Source organism: Streptomyces sp. NPDC001380, from assembly GCF_042895785.1.
Classification (GTDB): domain Bacteria; phylum Actinomycetota; class Actinomycetes; order Streptomycetales; family Streptomycetaceae; genus Peterkaempfera.
Window position 1 is genome coordinate 13120 of the sequence record NZ_JBIAWP010000030.1, and the last position, 15176, is coordinate 28295.

Below are 15176 nucleotides of genomic sequence, written 5' to 3' on the forward strand. Positions count from 1 at the left end.
GGACGGCGGTGCGCCTGATCACCATGTCCACAGCGTGCGCCCGCGCCCCCGGACCTTCCACGACCGGCTTTCTTCCTGCTGGGAGGACCGGCCTCCTACCGGACAGGGTCGCCGAGAGGACGAACGGAGGGCCGCCCCCTGTACGGTATAGTCGATCGGTCGTATACTGCAGGCATGGGCAGGACAAGTGACGCGAAGGAAAAGATCCTCACCGCTGCGCACGCACTGATCGAGCAGCGCGGCTACTCGGGCCTGGGCGTGGCCGAGATCTGCAAGGCGGCGGGCGTGCCGAAGGGCAGTTTCTACTACTTCTTCGAGTCGAAGGAAGCCCTCGCCCTCGCGGTGATCGAGGAGCACTGGGCCGCGGAGCAGCGCGAGTGGAGCGGCATCCTGGGCGGCGACGCCGCGCCGCTCGAGCGGCTGCGACAGCTGTTCGAGGCCATGCAGGCCAGTCAGCAGGCCGGCCAGGAGAGCTGCGGGGTGATCTCGGGCTGCCTGTTCGGCAATCTCTCCCTGGAGATGAGCAACCAGACCGAGGCCGTGCGCGAACGGCTCCAGAAGATCTTCGAAGCCCAGGCGGAAATGGTCGGCAGGGTCATCGCCGAGGCCCAGGCGCGCGGCGAGGCGACCGTGGCGGACAGGCACGCAGCCGCCCAGTCGGTCGTCGCCCAGCTCGAGGGCCAGGTGCTGTTCGCCAAGCTCTACAACAGCACCTCACCGCTCGGCAGCCTGTGGGACAACTGCCTGGCCCTGCTGGGCGCGCGGATGCCGGCCCAGGTCTGAGGGCCGCCGCCGATGCGGCCCGCCGCCGTCCGGGCGCGCCGCCCCGCGAGCCGGGACGGCCGCCACACGGGCGGGGCGGCGCTGCAGGCACGCCCGCGCGGGGGCGGCGGCCCCGGCGACACGCTCCACGGCCGGACCGGCGACGCGTCGCCCGTGCCCCGAGGGTCCGTGCGGCCGCCCTACCGGCTCGACCGCACCGGGGACGCCGCCCGCGCTTCGGTCCGCTTGCGCGCACGGTAGGCGGCCGCCTTGATCCTGTTGCCGCACGGGTCCATGGCGCACCACTCCCGGCGGCCCCCGTGCGACCGGTCGAGATAGACCTGCGTGCACTCGTCCCTGCTGCACTCCTTCAGCAGCGCCGCCTCCGGCCCGCCGAGCAGCTGCACGGCCTGCCGGGCGATCGACGACAACGCCTGCTGCGGCGTCGCCTCGGTCCGGCGGCGCCCCCGCCGGGCGAGCTGCGGAACGGCGGACGGCGTCCGCGCCGTGTCGTTGACCAGCGCCAGGGCGTCGGCGTCGTAGCCGTCACCCGCCAGCGTGGCCGCGACGAGCAGGTAGACCGCCTCACGAAGAGCAGTCGCCTGCTCCAGGTCGGACGGTCCGCACGGCGTGTCCCCGTCCACGAGGCCCGACTCACGGAACCAGGCCTCGAGGCTCTCCGGGGAGACGAGCATCTCGGTCGGCACCGGGTTGCGCCGCGCGCGCAGGGTGCCCAGGAAGTCCAGCACCGGGGCACCGCACTTGAAGGAGTGCATCATGTCACCATTTTGGCAGGTGACGAACAGTGCGGCAATCGGCGTCACAGCCGTCCGGGGCCCGCGGAGCGCGGAGCGCCGAACGCACCGAGGCGGTCGTGGGGCCCGGCGGCCGGGTCCTCGCGCAGGTTCCCCGGCCGGGGCTGCGGGCGCGGGGGGCCGCCAGGTCCCGCTACCAGGTCTGCTCGCCGGCGCGCACGAGGATTTCGTTGACGGCGACCCGGCGGCCCCGGGTCACGATGCAGGAGACGGCGTCGGCGACGTCCTCGGGCCTCAGCAGTTCCACGTTCCCGATCTGCCGCTCGACGGCCTGGCGCACGCCGTGGCGCAGGTGCGTGCTCAGCTCGGTGTCCACGATGCCGGGCTCGACCACGCTCACCCGCACGCGCCGGTGGCCGACCTCCTGCCGCAGCGCCTCGGTGAAGCCGTTGACGCCGAACTTCGCCAGGTTGTAGACGGCCGTGCCGGGGCGGGCGACCCGGCCCCCGGTGGAGCTGATGTTGACCAGGTCCGCCACGCCCCGCGGCGAGTCCTGCGCGGCGCGCAGGAGGTGCGGCAGTGCGGCGTGGGTGACGTGCAGCAGGCCCCGGACGTTGACCTCGAGCATCCGGTCCCACTCCTCCCGCGGTGAGTCCACGGCCTGTCCGACACCCATGACGCCGGCGTTGTTGACGACGGTGTCCAGGCGGCCGAACTCGGCCGCCACGCTCTCCACCGCGGCCGCGGCCTGCTGCCGGTCGGTGATGTCGGCCGCCACCACGAAGGCCGTGCCGCCGTCGGCCCGGACCCGGTCCGCGAGCGCTTCCAGCCGCCCGTGCCGCCGGCCGAGAACGGCGACGGCGGCGCCCTGGGCGGCGAGGCCGCGCGCGGTCGCCTCCCCGATGCCGCTGCTCGCGCCGGTCACCAGCGCCACGGTGTTCTTCAGACGTGCGGCCATGGGGAGCGCGCCGGGGAGCTTTCGTCCAGGGCTTCGGCCAGGGCTTCGGCGCCGCCGGAGGGCCACTGGCGGACGGGGGGCGCGCAGCCGCACGCGGAGCAGCCGCAGGCACGACGCGCTTCAACCGGAACCGGTTCCGGTTGCAAGTGCGGCAGGAGGGGGGCGGGAGCCGGCCGGCAACGAGCGGGAGGGGGCCGGCCGGCGGGGCGGTCCGCCGTGCGCCGGCGCACGGCGCAACGAGGACCGGCCGCCCGTGGCCGCGGCAGCGGCCACGGCAGCGGTCGCGCCTTTCAGTGGCCCGCGCTCATGCCTCCGTCGACGTGGAGGATCTCGCCGGTGACGAACGGGGCGTTCTCGAGGTAGATCACCGCGTCCGCGACGTCGCTCGCCTCGCCCAGCCGATCGACCGGGTGCAGGCCGGCGAGGGTCTCGTGGGTGTCCTCCGGGTGCATGGGCGTCTTGATGGTGCCCGGCGAGACGGCGTTGACGCGGATGCCGCGGGTGGCGTACTCGATGGCGAGGGACTTGGTGGCGGACTGCAGGCCGCCCTTGGTCAACGAGGCCATCACGGACGGGACCCGGGCGTCGGCGTTGTCGACGAGGCTGGTGGTGATGTTGACGACGTGCCCGCCGCCCTGGGTGAGCATCTGCTCGATGGCCAGCTGGGTGATGCGGAAGAATCCGTTGAGGTTCACGCCGACGACGGCCGCGTAGTCGTCGAGGGTGTACTCGACGAAGGGCTTGGCGACGAAGATCCCGGCGTTGTTGACCAGGGTGTCGACGCGGCCGAACCGCTCCAGGGCGGCGGCGATGACACGCTCGGCGGTGGCGGGGTCGGCGATGTCGCCCTGGACGGTGAGGATGCCGGCGTCGCCGGAGGGGGCGATGCTGCGCGAGGTGGCGACGACCGCGCGGCCGGCCTTGCGGTAGGCGTCGACGATGGCGGCACCCAGGCCCTGCGAGGCGCCGGTGACGACTGCGACCTTCTGAGAGTTCATGGTGATCTCCGTAGCGAGGGGACAGGCTCTGGGAAAAGAAGCTACTAGCCGATCGGCTACTAGTCAACCGGTCTACTACTTTATCCCGCGGCCCGGCGTCCGCTCTCCTCCGGGAACCGGCGCACCCTCCCCCGGCGGCGGACCGGGCGGGCACCCGATCACCCGCATGCCGCACCCCCGGACCGACGGCACGGGTGGCGGCGCCTCGGCGCGGAGCGCCGTCCGCCGCGCCGCCGGCCCCTGACGCGTGCGCGCCGGAGGGCTTCCTCGCCCCGCTCCGGGCCGACACCCGCAGGCCCCGTCAGGACGGCCACCGGTCGGGCGGCCCCTGCAGGCCTCGACCGGCGAGGCCCCCGGGCCGGCGGCCGAGACGTCCCACGTCCCACGCCGCCGGCCCGGGGGCCTCGCCCGCCGTCCGCCCTGTCGCACGCGACCTGCCGCACGCACTCGTCGAGCGGGCCACGGTGCCCGCCGCCGCCCGCGAGGGCGGCCGGCGCTGCACACTCCCACCCTGCCGGCGGGCGGGCCCTCGCCCGTCCGAGGACCCGGCGCATCCCCCTCAGGCCCGCCGTGCCCCGTCCCCGGGTTCACGGCTTCGGCGGCGGACGCCCCGCGGTCCGTCCGGGGCGCCTCAGAAGCGGTCGACGTCGACGACGGCCTGGGCGAAGGCGGTGGGCGCCTCCTGCGGCAGGTTGTGGCCGATGCCGGACAGCGTCCGGTGCTCGTACCTGCCGGTGAAGCGGTCGCGGTAGGCGGCCCCGTTGCCGGGAGGGGTGAACGGGTCGCGCTCGGCGTCGAGGGTGATGGTGGGCACCTCGATGACGGGGCGGGTGGCGAGGCGGCTCTCGTAGCGGTCGTAGCGGCGCTCGCCGTCGGCGGCGCCGATCCGCCAGCGGTAGTTGTGGATCACGATGGCCGCGTAGTCGGGGTTGTCGAAGGCGGCGGCCGTGCGCTCGAACGTGGCGTCGTCGAAGTGCCACGTCGGCGACACGGTGCTCCAGACGAAGCGGCACAGGTCGTGCCGGTCCTTCCTGTCCTGCATGGCGAGGCGGCCCCGCTCGGTGGCGAAGTACCACTGGTACCACCAGGTGTGCTCCGCCCCGGGAGGCTGCGGCTTCCTCTGCGCCTCGACGTTGGTGATGATGTAACCGCCCACCGACACCAGCGCCTTGACGCGCTCGGGCCACAGGGCCGCGATGATGTCGGCGGTGCGCGAACCCCAGTCGAAACCGGCGAGAAGGGCCTTGTCGATCCTGAGGGCGTCCATCAGGGCGATGATGTCGAGGGCCACCGCCGACTGCTGGGCGTTGCGGAACGTCCGGGGGGAGAGGAAGCGCGTCGTTCCGTGACCGCGCAGGTAGGGAACGATGACGCGGTAGCCCTGGGCGGCGAGGAGGGGGGCGACGTCGACGTAGCTGTGGATGTCGTAGGGCCAGCCGTGCAGGCAGAGGACGACGGGGCCGTGGGCGGGCCCCGCCTCCGCGTACCCGACGTCCAGCAGGCCCGCCTTGACGTGCTTCAGCCTGGCGAAGGACGTGTGCGTGCCGGGGGCCACCGCGGGAACGGTCGGCGCGGGGGTGCGGCCGGCCGGGCGCGGGGCGGCGGAGGCGCCCGGGATGCCCTCGATGCCGGTGAACGCGAGCGCGGCCGCGCCCAGGCCGGCGGCCTTGTTGAACGTACGCCTGTTGATCATGAGAAACCTCCGTGGTGAAGGCCGGGGTGGATGTCGTAGGAGAGCGCGCCACGCGACTGCCGCGGCCGTCGCGGCGCGGGTGCGGGTGCGGGTGCGGGCGACCGTCCCCCATCATGCGTCACCAGTCAAGCAGGTGACTATTATCGCCCGCGTTCGGCGGACCGGCACCTCGGAGCGCACGTGCGCTCGTCCGCTGCCGACCGGAGCGGATGCCTTCGCCTCACGGAACCCTTGGAGCGGCGGGCGGCGGGTGGGGCCGAAGCGTCCCGCCTCCCGCGAGGACCCCGCCCGGACCCCGTCGCGCCTCGCGCACGGCCGGGTGGACGGAGGCGGCTTCGGGGGCGGGAGCGGCCTGCGGCACGGCCGTGCGGCCGGGGTCGCGGCCCGCGCCCCACCGGGCGCCGCCGGCGAATCCCTCCCCGGGGGCGGCCCCGCCGGGCCCGCGCCCCCTCGGCCGCCCCTTCGGACCGCTCGTCATCAGCGGCCGGGGAGGCGCGTGGTGACCTCCTGGAGGACCCATCCGTTGCCGTCGGGGTCGCTGAAGGCGGCGAAGGAGCCGTAGCTGGCGCGCTCGGGATGGGGGCCGCCCACCCGGCCTTCCCGGGTGCCGCGGTGGAAGACGCCGCCGGCGTCGTGAAAGATCTCGCCCACGCCGACGCCTCGGGCGACGAGGTCGGCGCGGGCGGCCTTGATGTCGGTGACGACGAGGTGCAGGCCCTGCACGGAGCCCGGTGCGGCCGTGGTGACTCCGGTGCCGAAGAGGACGGAGCACGAGGATCCGGGGGGCGTCAGGTGCACGACCCGGTAGGTGTCGTCGGCGACGTGGTCCACGTCCAGGCGGAATCCCAGGGCCTCGTAGAAGGCCTTCGCGCGGTCGACGTCGGAGACGGGCAGCACCACGACTTCGAGTTTCAGGTCCATCTGCGCTCTCGCTTTCACGGACGGAGGCTCCGCACCACCAGTGCGTCACCTGCTGAAGTGGTGACGAAATGCTGGCAGCCCCATTCGTCACCTGTCAAGGCGGTGATGACATTGGCTCACCGCCGGACGGCTCCGGCGGACGGCTCGCTGCCGCACGGCCGTGGGCACGTCGATGCCGCGGACGTCCCCCACGAGGCGCGTACGCGGTTCGACGGTCCGCACGCGGCCGCGCCGCGCGCCGACCACCGCTTCGATGCCGCCGTGCGCACGACTCCGGAGGGCGCGGGGCCGCACCGGGGGGAAGCGCCGGTCGACGGCCGTGACCGTCGCGCACATCGTCGGATCCCGGCAGGGCGCAGGCCGGCCGGCACCCCGGCCGGCGGGCGCGGGCCCGGCCGGGGCGGGGCGGGGCAGGGCCGGGTGGGGCGGCGCGATGGAACTGCGGCGGTCGAGCATGCGGAACCCGTCCGCGTCGAGCTGCAGCGACGGCACGCCCGTGCACCGCGCCGCCCGGGCATGCCGGCCGGCGGCGTCAGGCCGCCGCCCACTCGCTCCAGGCCTGCTCGAGTGCCCGGGTGAACGCCTCCACCGGTTGGACGCCGCTGACCCCGTAGCGCCGGTTCAGCACGAAGAAGGGGACGCCGCCCGCCCCCAGTTCCGCGGCGCGGCGCTCGTCGGCCCGCACCTGTGCGGCCCAGGCTTCCGGATCGTCGATCACCTGCCGCGCCTCGTCGGCGTCCAGCCCGGCCTCGACGGCCACGTCCAGCAGGGTCTGCCGGTCGTAGATCGAGCGCTCCTCCGCGAAGTTCGCGCGGAAGGCGAGATTCAGCAGCCGGTCCTGGACGCCGCGGGTCCCGGCGAAGTGGCTCAGGCGGTGGACGTCGAAGGTGTTGCCGAGAACGCGCCCTCCGACGCGGAAGTCCAGCCCCACCGACGCCGCCATGGAGGCGGCCTGCTCCTCCCTGGCGACCTGCTGCTCGCGGGTGCGCCCGTACTGGGCCGCGACCGCGTCGATGATCGGCACATTGCCGTTCTCGGCCTGCGGGTTGAGTTCGTAGGACCGGTGGACCACCTCCACCCGGTCGCGGTGCGCGAAGGCGGCGAGCCCTCGGCCGAAGCGCGCTCGTCCGACGTAGCACCACGGACAGGCGATGTCGGTCCAGATCTCGACCTGCATATCGGTATCTCCCTGCGTGAGAGCCGTGCGGGGCGAGACCCGCAGCACGGCGACGGGACGTCCGGCCCGCCATCCGCACGGACGGGCGGGACCGGGCAGAGTGAGTCGACCGCTCAATAGACGACCGGTCGACAACACTAGTTGCCGAGCGTCCGGGCGTCCACCCGCCAGGTGCCGCACCGCCTGCACCGGTCATGCGCCCGGCCGCGAGGAACAGCCGGCCGCGGGGGATGATCGGTAGAGGACGGCACCGCAGCCCGATTGACGAGGAAGCCCATGTCGCAGACCACGGATCCGGCCGCCACCACACCCGTCGACTTCTGGTTCGACCCGGTGTGCCCATGGGCCTGGATGGCATCCCGATGGGTGCTGGAAGTACAGAAAGTGCGGGACGTCGAGGTCCGCTGGCACATCATGAGCCTGGCGGTGCTCAACGAGTCACGCCTGGACCAGCTGCCCGAGAGGTACCAGGAGCTCATGGGCAGGGCCTGGGCCCCGGTCCAGGTGGCGACCGCCGCCTGGCAGAAGCACGGCGCCGACGTCCTCGGCGGCCTCTACACCGCACTCGGCACCCGCATCCACAACCGGGACGAGGGCCCGACCCGCGAGGTCATCGCCGCCGCGCTGGAGGAGGCGGGCCTGCCCGCGGAGCTGATCGAGTACGCCGACCAGGAGCAGTTCGCGTTCGAGGCCCAGCTGCGCGCCTCCCACCAGGAGGGCATCGACAAGGTCGGCCAGGACGTCGGCACCCCGGTCATCGCCCTCCCGGGCCCGGACGGCGGGCAGATCGCCTTCTTCGGCCCCGTCGTCACCCCCACGCCCAAGGGCGAGGACGCGGTGCGGCTGTGGGACAGCGTTGTCGCCATCGCCTCGACCCCCGGCTTCTACGAGCTGAAGCGCACCCGCACGGTCGGCCCCGACTTCGGCAACCTGCCGTAGCCGCACACCGGGTCTGCCGCCGAGGCGCGAGCCCTCGGCGGCAGGCCCGCGCGTGCGGGTCCGCACGGGAGGTGGCGCGCGGGTCCGGGACGGTGGTGCGGTGCCTGCGCCCGTGATGCCGGCCCGCCGGGCGGGGCGGCCCGCATCAGGCGGGCGGCGCGGCGCCGGCCGCAGGCGGCGCCCCGGCGGCCGGAGGCGGCGTGGACACGGGGGCGCCGCAGGTGCCGCAGGGGCGCGTCCCATCGTCCCCGCGCTCCGCCGACGCGGCGTCAACATGTCTCGTCTTCAAGGTGGTTGAGGCGGGGACGAGGTCCATCCGGCGCCCGCCCACGGGCGGGGAGCCCGCTGGACACGGACGGCCCACGCAGACGTCGGCCGCGGCCGTCCGGACTGTGCGGACGGCCGCGGCCGACGTGGTGCCCGAGGCCCGCGCCCCCTCGACGGCGCCTTCGCCCCCGTGCGGGGAGACGCCGGCCATGCCCGGCCCGTGCGGGGAAGCACCGTCCGCGCCGTGGAACGGCCGTCGGGCATGCGGGGCGGACCGCATGTCGGGCCCTTCCGGATCCCGGCCTCCCCCGAGCGCACCGGTGCCGCGCGCCCGGGCCGCGCGCCGCGCTTCCGTGCCACCGCCGCCGGGCAGGACCGCCTTCGGCCGCGGCCCGTTCGCGGAACCCGTCAGCCCAGCTTGGACACCTGGTAGTGGGCGATGTGCCACTGGTCGCCGAGACGCCTCAGCACGACGCTGAGGGTGGCCTGGACGGCCGGCCTGTCGGTGAAGGAGAAGTCGACACCCAGGTAGCCGAGCAGGACGTCCTGCGCGAGCCCGCGCGTCTCCAGCACCCGGTAGTCGGCCGTCAGCCCGATCGGCTGGGAGTCGTAGTAGTCGGCGACCCCCTGGCGGCCGACGCTGTAGGGGTGGAGTCCCTGGAAGACGGCGTCCTCGGTGAAGATCGAGGCGACCTGCTCCGGCTGGTGCGCGTCGACCGCGGCCTTCCACCGGTCCATGACGCCTCGCACGACGGCTTCCTGTGCTGCTGTGCCGTTCATCGGTTGCCTCCTGGCTGCGTACGGCATGAAAGGGGTGGGTCAGCCGGTGGTGCCCGGGTCGTTGGGGTGCGGCTGCAGCGCGGTGATCTCGGCGGTCATCCACGGCCACAGGGGCAGGGTGCCGAGGACGTTCTCGCGCAGGTCGGCCTCGTCGCCGGCGCGCCACAGGCCGATGCTGCGCAGCTCGCCGACCGGCCGCCACAGCCGGCCCAGGAGGCCGGCGGCGGCCAGTTCCCCGGCGCGGACGGCTTCGGCGGCGCGGCGCCGCGCGACCTCCTCCGGGTCGGTTCCCTCGGGGACGGTCGTGGTGAGCACGACCAGGAATTCCTTCATCGTCTTGGTCCTCTCTCGGTTCTGTCCGCGTGCTGCGTGGCAGCGCCGTCCCTGGCCGCGGGGGCGGGGGAAGCGCCCCCTCGCGCGGCCGGGGACGCCCGCCGGTGCGCGGCGGGAGTACCGCCGGCCGGCCGCCCTCCGGGGAGAAGCACGGCAGCTCCTGCGGAAGTGCCACGCCGGGTACGGCCGCCCGTCACGGCCAGGGGCGGGCGGCCGCGGGTCCGGCGGGTGGTGCGGTCAGGCGGCCGCCTTGAGCGTGGTGGCGATCCTGACGACGCGCTCGGCCTGGATGCGGGCGGCGGTGCGGGTGACCTCGTCGACGGGGTTGGTGCCCTGGCCGTCGGCGTGGGAGGTGCCGTAGGGGTTGCCGTCGACGAACTTCGCGGGGGCGGTGAAGCCCGGCGAGACGATGATGCCGCCGAAGTGGTGGACGGAGTTGTACAGGGCCAGGAGGGTGGACTCGTGGCCGGCGTGAGCGGTGGCGGTGGAGACGAAGCCGCTGTAGGCCTTGTCGGTGAGCTTGCCCTCGGCCCAGAGTCCGCCGAGCGTGTCGATGAACTGCTTGAGCTGCGAGGAGACGTTGCCGAAGCGGGTGGGGGTGCCGAAGATGACGGCGTCGGCCCACTCGATGTCCTGCGGCGCGGCCTCGGGGATGCCGGCGGTGGCCGCCTGGTTGGCGGCCCAGGCGGGGTTGGAGTCGACGGCGGCCTGGGGGGCGAGCTCGGCGACCTTGAGCAGACGGACCTCGGCACCGGCCTTGACGCCGGCGTCGTGGAGCTCCTTGGCGATCTCCGCGATGGTGCCGGTGGACGAGTAGTAGACGATGGCGAGCTTGACGGGGGTGGTCATCACGAGGCTCCGCTTCATGAGGTGTGATCGTCGAAGGATCCGATCGGCCGTCCGGGCGCGCCGGTCGACCGGCCACCCAAACTAGACGACCGGTCTACTTCCGTCAAGCGCCCCTTTCCGACCCTCGCCGCCCGCGAACGGGCGGCCGGTTCATCGGCGGACACCTCAGGGGTCGGCGGCGGCCGCAGCCCGGCCCGGAGGGAGGCAAGGACCGGCGCGCGGTCCAGTGCGGCATCGACCCGCCTCGGGGGACGTCAAGCCGCGGCCACCGGGTACACGACGCGCTCGCGGCCCGCCCCGGGGCCACCGTCCTCGGCGCCGCCGTCAGCGAGCGGTGGCGGCGTACCGGTCCGACGACAGCTCGAACACCCGCACGCGCCGACCGCAGGTGGGATTGACGGTCTCACGGACCGGACGCATCCCCAGCTTGGCCATGACCCGCTCGGAGGCGTGGTTGCCCACTTGGGCGATGCTGACGATCCGCTCCAGCCCTCGCTCCTCGAACCCGAACCGCACAGCGGCCGCAGCGGCCTCGGTGGCCAGGCCACGCCCCCAGTGGGAACGTCCCAGCCGCCAGCCGACCTCGACCGCCGGCAGCACCTCCGGCAGGAAGCGGGGCACCGAGAGGCCGGTGAACCCGGCCAGCTCGCCGGTGGACCGGATCTCCACGGCGAAGAGGCCGAAGCCCTGCGACTCCCACTCGCTCTCCCACGCCCGGATCCCGTCGCGCGTCTGCCGTTCGTCACGGACGCCGCCGTCACGGATCCACCGCATGACCTCGGGGTCGGCATGGACGGCGGCCATGGGCGCGACGTCCTCCTCGCGCCAGCGGCGCAGGACCAGACGGGAGGTCTCGAGCGCGATCATCCGGTGATTCTGGATCAGCAAATGACTCCCCGTCACCCCCGTCGGGCGGTTCCGACACACGCGGCGGGCGGCCTAGCGCAGGACGACGTCGAAGACGATGCGGAAGAACGCCTCCACCGGCGCCCCGGACTTCTCGGCACGGGTCGCGATCAGCGTCCCCTCCCAGGCGCTCAGGATGAACTGCGCGGCAGCCGCCGTGTCGAGAGCGCCATCGAGGTCGCCTGCCTCCTGGGCCTCGACGAGCACCCGCCGGATGTGCGAGGCCCAATGGTCGAAACCGAGCCGGACGGCGGAGCGGATCTCCTCGCTGTGGTCCGCCATCTCCGCGCCCAGGTTCCCGACGAGGCAGCCGCGGACGAACCGGCTGCCGAGGGATTCCCTGCCGAGGTGCTCGAAGTGCGCCCGGAGCCGCTCCAGCGGGGGGCGCCCCGGCTCGGCGAGCATGTCGAAGCGCAGGGTGCCGGCATACCGGCCCAGCGCCTCCAGGGCACTCTCCTCCTTGCTGGAGAAGTGGTTGTAGAACGAGCCCTTGGGCACGCCGGCCGCTTGGGTGATGTCGTTGATGCCGGTGGCGTTGAAGCCGCGCTCGCGGAACTGCTGCAGGGCGGCCTCTGCGATGTCCTCACGCTTGGACGCACGTCCCATCCTGGATCACCTCCGATTCAATATGGCCGGTCGCCTCGCTGCGCGTCAACCTGCGCAGCCTCCAGGAGGGGCGGTTCGGCACTCCGATGCCCACACTCCCCCGCAGGGGCCGCACCGGTGACGGCTCGGCCTATTGACGAAGTGAGCCGGACCAGGTTTAAGTAGACCGGTCATATTCAATCCGGCGCCCCGCCTCCGTCCGCGGCCGAGTCCGCGGGTACGGGCGGGCGGCCCACGGCCGGAGCAGCCCTCAAGGCCTGCTCCCCGCCGCACGCGGGCTTCGCCACAACACCCAGGAGCGAGAGCATGTCCACCTATCGAGCCTTCGAGGCCACCGGAGTCCACACCCTGCGGCTGGTCGAGCGTGAGCTGGTCGACCCCGCACCGGGGCACGTCCGGCTGCGGGTCCAGGCCTGCGGTGTCTGCCACACCGACGTGCTGGCCGTGGAGGGCCTGCGGCCCGACCCCTCGCAGCCCGTCGTCCCGGGGCACGAGATCGTCGGCGTCGTCGACGCCGTCGGAGCCGGCGTCACCGCCTGGCAGCCCGGTGACCGCGTCGGCGTCGGCTTCCTCAACGGGCACTGCGGGGAGTGCGAGCCCTGCCGCCGGGGCGACTTCGTCAACTGCCTGGACCAGGCCCAGACGGGAACGACGACCGACGGCGGGTACGCGGAGGTGGCTTACGCCCGGGCCAGCGGACTGGTACGCGTTCCCGAGGGCATCTCGGCGCTCGACGCCGCTCCGCTCCTGTGCGCCGGGCTGACCACCTTCGCCGCGCTGCAGCAGGGTCACGCACGGGCGGGGTCCCTGGTCGCCGTGCAGGGCATCGGCGGACTCGGCCACCTGGCCCTGCAGTACGCACGCAGCCTCGGCTACCGGGTCGCGGCTGTGGCACGGGGCCGGGAGAAGGAGGCGCTCGCCCGCGAGCTGGGCGCGCACGAGTACATCGACAGCACCGCCGCCGACCCCGGGGCCGCACTGCGCGACCTGGGCGGCGCCTCGGTCATCGTCGCCACCGCGTCCAGCGGCGCCTCCATGAGTCCGCTGGTCCGAGGGCTGGCCCCGAACGGCCGGCTGATCGTGGTCGGTGCCGCGCCCGACCCGCTGACGGTCTCGACCCCCGACCTGATCTTCGGCACCCACTCCGTCGTCGGCAGCCTGACCGGCTCCTCCGTCGAGAACGAGGACAACCTCGCCTTCAGCCTCGCCCACGGCATTCGCCCCAGCGTGGAGGTCCTGCCCTTCGAGCGGGCCATGGAGGGGTACGAGCGGATGCTCTCGGGCAAGGCCCGTTTCCGCGTCGTGCTCGACGCGGCGGCCTGAGACACCGGCCGCCGGACAGGGCAGTGCCCCGCGGTGCCGTGCAGGCGGACTCCGACGACCCCGCCTGCACGGCACACGGGCCACGACCGCCCGCTCGGCACTTCCCCCTCGCGCCCGGCCTCGGCGCCCCGGGACGGGGCAGCCGGCCCGTTCTCGCCCGCGGGCGGAGGTCCCGGCGGGAACCCGGGCCGGCTGGACCGGTCAGGCGTCGATGATCACCGGGATGATCATGGGCTTGCGGCGGTGGGTGCGCCAGGCCCAGGCGCCGACGGCGCGGGTGATGAGCTGCTCCAGCTGGTGCACCTCGCCGATGCCCTCCTGGGCGGCCTTGGCCAGCGCCTTCTCGATGACGGGGATCACCGGCTCGAAGGTGGTGCCGTCGTGGACGAAGCCGCGGGCGAGGAAGTCCGGCGGCTCGGCGAGCTCGCCGGTGTCGGCGTCGACGATGGCGACGACGGTGACGACGCCCTCCTCGGCGAGGGTGCGCCGGTCCTTCAGGGAGCCCTCGGTGGCGCCGCCGACCGTCATGCCGTCGACGTACACGTAGCCGGCCGGGACCTTGCCCGTGATCCTGGCCCGCCCGTCGACCAGGTCGACGACGACGCCGTCCTCGACGACGAGGGTGCGGTCGGGAGCGACCCCGGTGCGCATCGCGATCTCGGCGTTGGCCTGCAGGTGGCGCCACTCGCCGTGCACGGGCATGGCGTTCGCAGGCTTGATGATGTTGTAGCAGTAGGCGAGCTCGCCGGCGCTGGCGTGGCCGGAGACGTGCACCTTGGCGTTGCCCTTGTGGACGACGTTGGCACCCCAGCGGGCGAGGCCGTTGATCACCCGGTAGATCGCACTCTCGTTGCCGGGGATCAGGGAGCTGGCGAGCAGGACGGTGTCGCCCTTGCCGATGCGGATCTCGTGCTCCCGGTTGGCCATCCGGGACAGGGCGGCCATCGGCTCGCCCTGGGAGCCGGTGCAGACCAGGCAGACCTTGTCGCCGGGCATGCCGTCGAGCTCCCGGGGCTGCACCAGCAGGCCGGGCGGCACGTTGAGGTAGCCCAGGTCGCGGGCGATGCCCATGTTGCGCACCATGGAGCGGCCGACGAAGGCGACCTTGCGGCCGTGGGCGTGGGCGGCGTCGAGCACCTGCTGGATGCGGTGCACATGGCTGGCGAAGCTGGAGACGATCACCCGCCGGGGCGCGGTGCGGAAGACCTGCTCGATGGCCGGGTTGAGGTCGCGCTCGGAGATGGTGAACCCGGGCACCTCGGCGTTGGTGGAATCGGCCAGGAAGAGGTCGACCCCCTCCTCGCCGAGCCTGGCGAAGGCCCGCAGGTCGGTGATGCGCTCGTCGAGCGGGAACTGGTCCATCTTGAAGTCCCCGGTGTGGAGGACCAGCCCGGCGCGGGTGCGCAGGGCGACGGCCAGGCCGTCGGGGATGGAGTGGTTGACCGCGACGAACTCGCACTCGAACGGTCCGAAGCTGCGGCGGTCGCCCTCCTTGACCCGCACCGACTTCGGGGTGATGCGGTGCTCCTTGAGCTTGGCCTCCAGGAAGGCCAGCGTCAGCCGCGACCCGACGACGGGGATGTCGCTGCGCTCGCGCAGCAGGTAGGGCACACCGCCGATGTGGTCCTCGTGGCCGTGGGTGAGGACGATGGCCTCGATGTCGTCCAGGCGGTGACGGATCGAGGTGAAGTCCGGGAGGATCACGTCCACACCGGGCTGGTTCTCCTCGGGGAAGAGCACGCCGCAGTCGATCACGAGCAGCCGTCCGGCGTGCTCGAAGACGGTCATGTTGCGGCCGATCTCCCCCAGTCCGCCCAGGGGGACGACCCGCAGTGCGCCGTCGGGGAGCGGCGGCGGCGGCCCCAGTTCCGGGTGTGGGTGACTCATGGCCCTCACGTTACCGGAGAAT

Annotated in this window: 15 protein-coding genes; 3 read left to right on the forward strand and 12 right to left on the reverse strand. The window is 73.6% G+C overall.

The window, feature by feature from the left end:
- Positions 1-174 precede the first annotated feature (174 nt).
- Entirely contained in the window at positions 175-783 is a 609-nt protein-coding gene (locus tag ACFY07_RS26115; protein WP_390872000.1) for a TetR/AcrR family transcriptional regulator, read from the forward strand.
- 179 nt (positions 784-962) lie between these two features.
- On the opposite strand, the gene ACFY07_RS26120 is transcribed toward ACFY07_RS26115, so the two are convergent.
- From ACFY07_RS26120 to ACFY07_RS26145, 6 genes are all read right to left on the reverse strand, one after another.
- Entirely contained in the window at positions 963-1538 is a 576-nt protein-coding gene (locus ACFY07_RS26120; protein WP_390872035.1) for a CGNR zinc finger domain-containing protein, read from the reverse strand.
- A gap of 172 nt (positions 1539-1710) precedes the next feature.
- Complete coding sequence (locus ACFY07_RS26125) at positions 1711-2475, reverse strand: SDR family NAD(P)-dependent oxidoreductase (RefSeq protein WP_390872001.1); 765 nt, start codon at positions 2473-2475, stop codon at positions 1711-1713.
- A 290-nt stretch (positions 2476-2765) separates the two neighbouring features.
- Complete coding sequence (locus ACFY07_RS26130; RefSeq protein ID WP_390872002.1) at positions 2766-3473, reverse strand: SDR family NAD(P)-dependent oxidoreductase; 708 nt, start codon at positions 3471-3473, stop codon at positions 2766-2768.
- A gap of 631 nt (positions 3474-4104) precedes the next feature.
- Positions 4105-5166, reverse strand: coding sequence for an alpha/beta fold hydrolase (locus tag ACFY07_RS26135; RefSeq protein ID WP_390872003.1), 1062 nt, complete (start codon positions 5164-5166; stop codon positions 4105-4107).
- Between the two features lie 477 nt (positions 5167-5643).
- A complete protein-coding gene (locus ACFY07_RS26140; RefSeq protein WP_390872036.1) occupies positions 5644-6087 on the reverse strand; it encodes a VOC family protein in 444 nt (147 codons plus the stop codon).
- A gap of 532 nt (positions 6088-6619) precedes the next feature.
- Positions 6620-7264: a DsbA family oxidoreductase gene (locus ACFY07_RS26145; protein WP_390872004.1), complete on the reverse strand. Its 645-nt coding sequence runs from the start codon at positions 7262-7264 to the stop codon at positions 6620-6622.
- Positions 7265-7540: 276 nt separating this feature from the next.
- Between ACFY07_RS26145 and ACFY07_RS26150 the strand changes: the two genes are divergently transcribed.
- A complete protein-coding gene (locus ACFY07_RS26150; protein ID WP_390872005.1) occupies positions 7541-8203 on the forward strand; it encodes a DsbA family protein in 663 nt (220 codons plus the stop codon).
- 675 nt (positions 8204-8878) lie between these two features.
- Here the strand turns inward: ACFY07_RS26150 and ACFY07_RS26155 are convergent.
- The 5 genes from ACFY07_RS26155 to ACFY07_RS26175 all read right to left on the reverse strand — a co-directional run bounded on the left by ACFY07_RS26155 (position 8879) and on the right by ACFY07_RS26175 (position 11944).
- On the reverse strand, positions 8879-9250 hold the full coding sequence (locus ACFY07_RS26155) for an SgcJ/EcaC family oxidoreductase (RefSeq protein WP_390872006.1): 372 nt from the start codon (positions 9248-9250) through the stop codon (positions 8879-8881).
- A gap of 39 nt (positions 9251-9289) precedes the next feature.
- Entirely contained in the window at positions 9290-9583 is a 294-nt protein-coding gene (locus ACFY07_RS26160; protein ID WP_390872007.1) for a muconolactone Delta-isomerase family protein, read from the reverse strand.
- A 237-nt stretch (positions 9584-9820) separates the two neighbouring features.
- A complete protein-coding gene (wrbA, locus tag ACFY07_RS26165) occupies positions 9821-10432 on the reverse strand; it encodes an NAD(P)H:quinone oxidoreductase (protein ID WP_390872037.1) in 612 nt (203 codons plus the stop codon).
- 324 nt (positions 10433-10756) lie between these two features.
- Positions 10757-11299 carry a GNAT family N-acetyltransferase gene (locus ACFY07_RS26170; protein ID WP_390872008.1) on the reverse strand — a complete coding sequence of 181 codons (543 nt, stop codon included), beginning with the start codon at positions 11297-11299 and terminating at the stop codon, positions 10757-10759.
- Between the two features lie 72 nt (positions 11300-11371).
- On the reverse strand, positions 11372-11944 hold the full coding sequence (locus ACFY07_RS26175; RefSeq protein ID WP_390872009.1) for a TetR family transcriptional regulator C-terminal domain-containing protein: 573 nt from the start codon (positions 11942-11944) through the stop codon (positions 11372-11374).
- Positions 11945-12250: 306 nt separating this feature from the next.
- On the opposite strand from ACFY07_RS26175, the gene ACFY07_RS26180 reads away from it, so the two are divergent.
- Positions 12251-13267 carry an alcohol dehydrogenase catalytic domain-containing protein gene (locus ACFY07_RS26180; protein WP_390872010.1) on the forward strand — a complete coding sequence of 339 codons (1017 nt, stop codon included), beginning with the start codon at positions 12251-12253 and terminating at the stop codon, positions 13265-13267.
- Between the two features lie 201 nt (positions 13268-13468).
- On the opposite strand, the gene ACFY07_RS26185 is transcribed toward ACFY07_RS26180, so the two are convergent.
- Positions 13469-15154 (reverse strand): ribonuclease J, encoded by a 1686-nt coding sequence (locus tag ACFY07_RS26185; RefSeq protein ID WP_390872011.1) that lies wholly within the window; start codon positions 15152-15154, stop codon positions 13469-13471.
- Positions 15155-15176 lie beyond the last annotated feature (22 nt).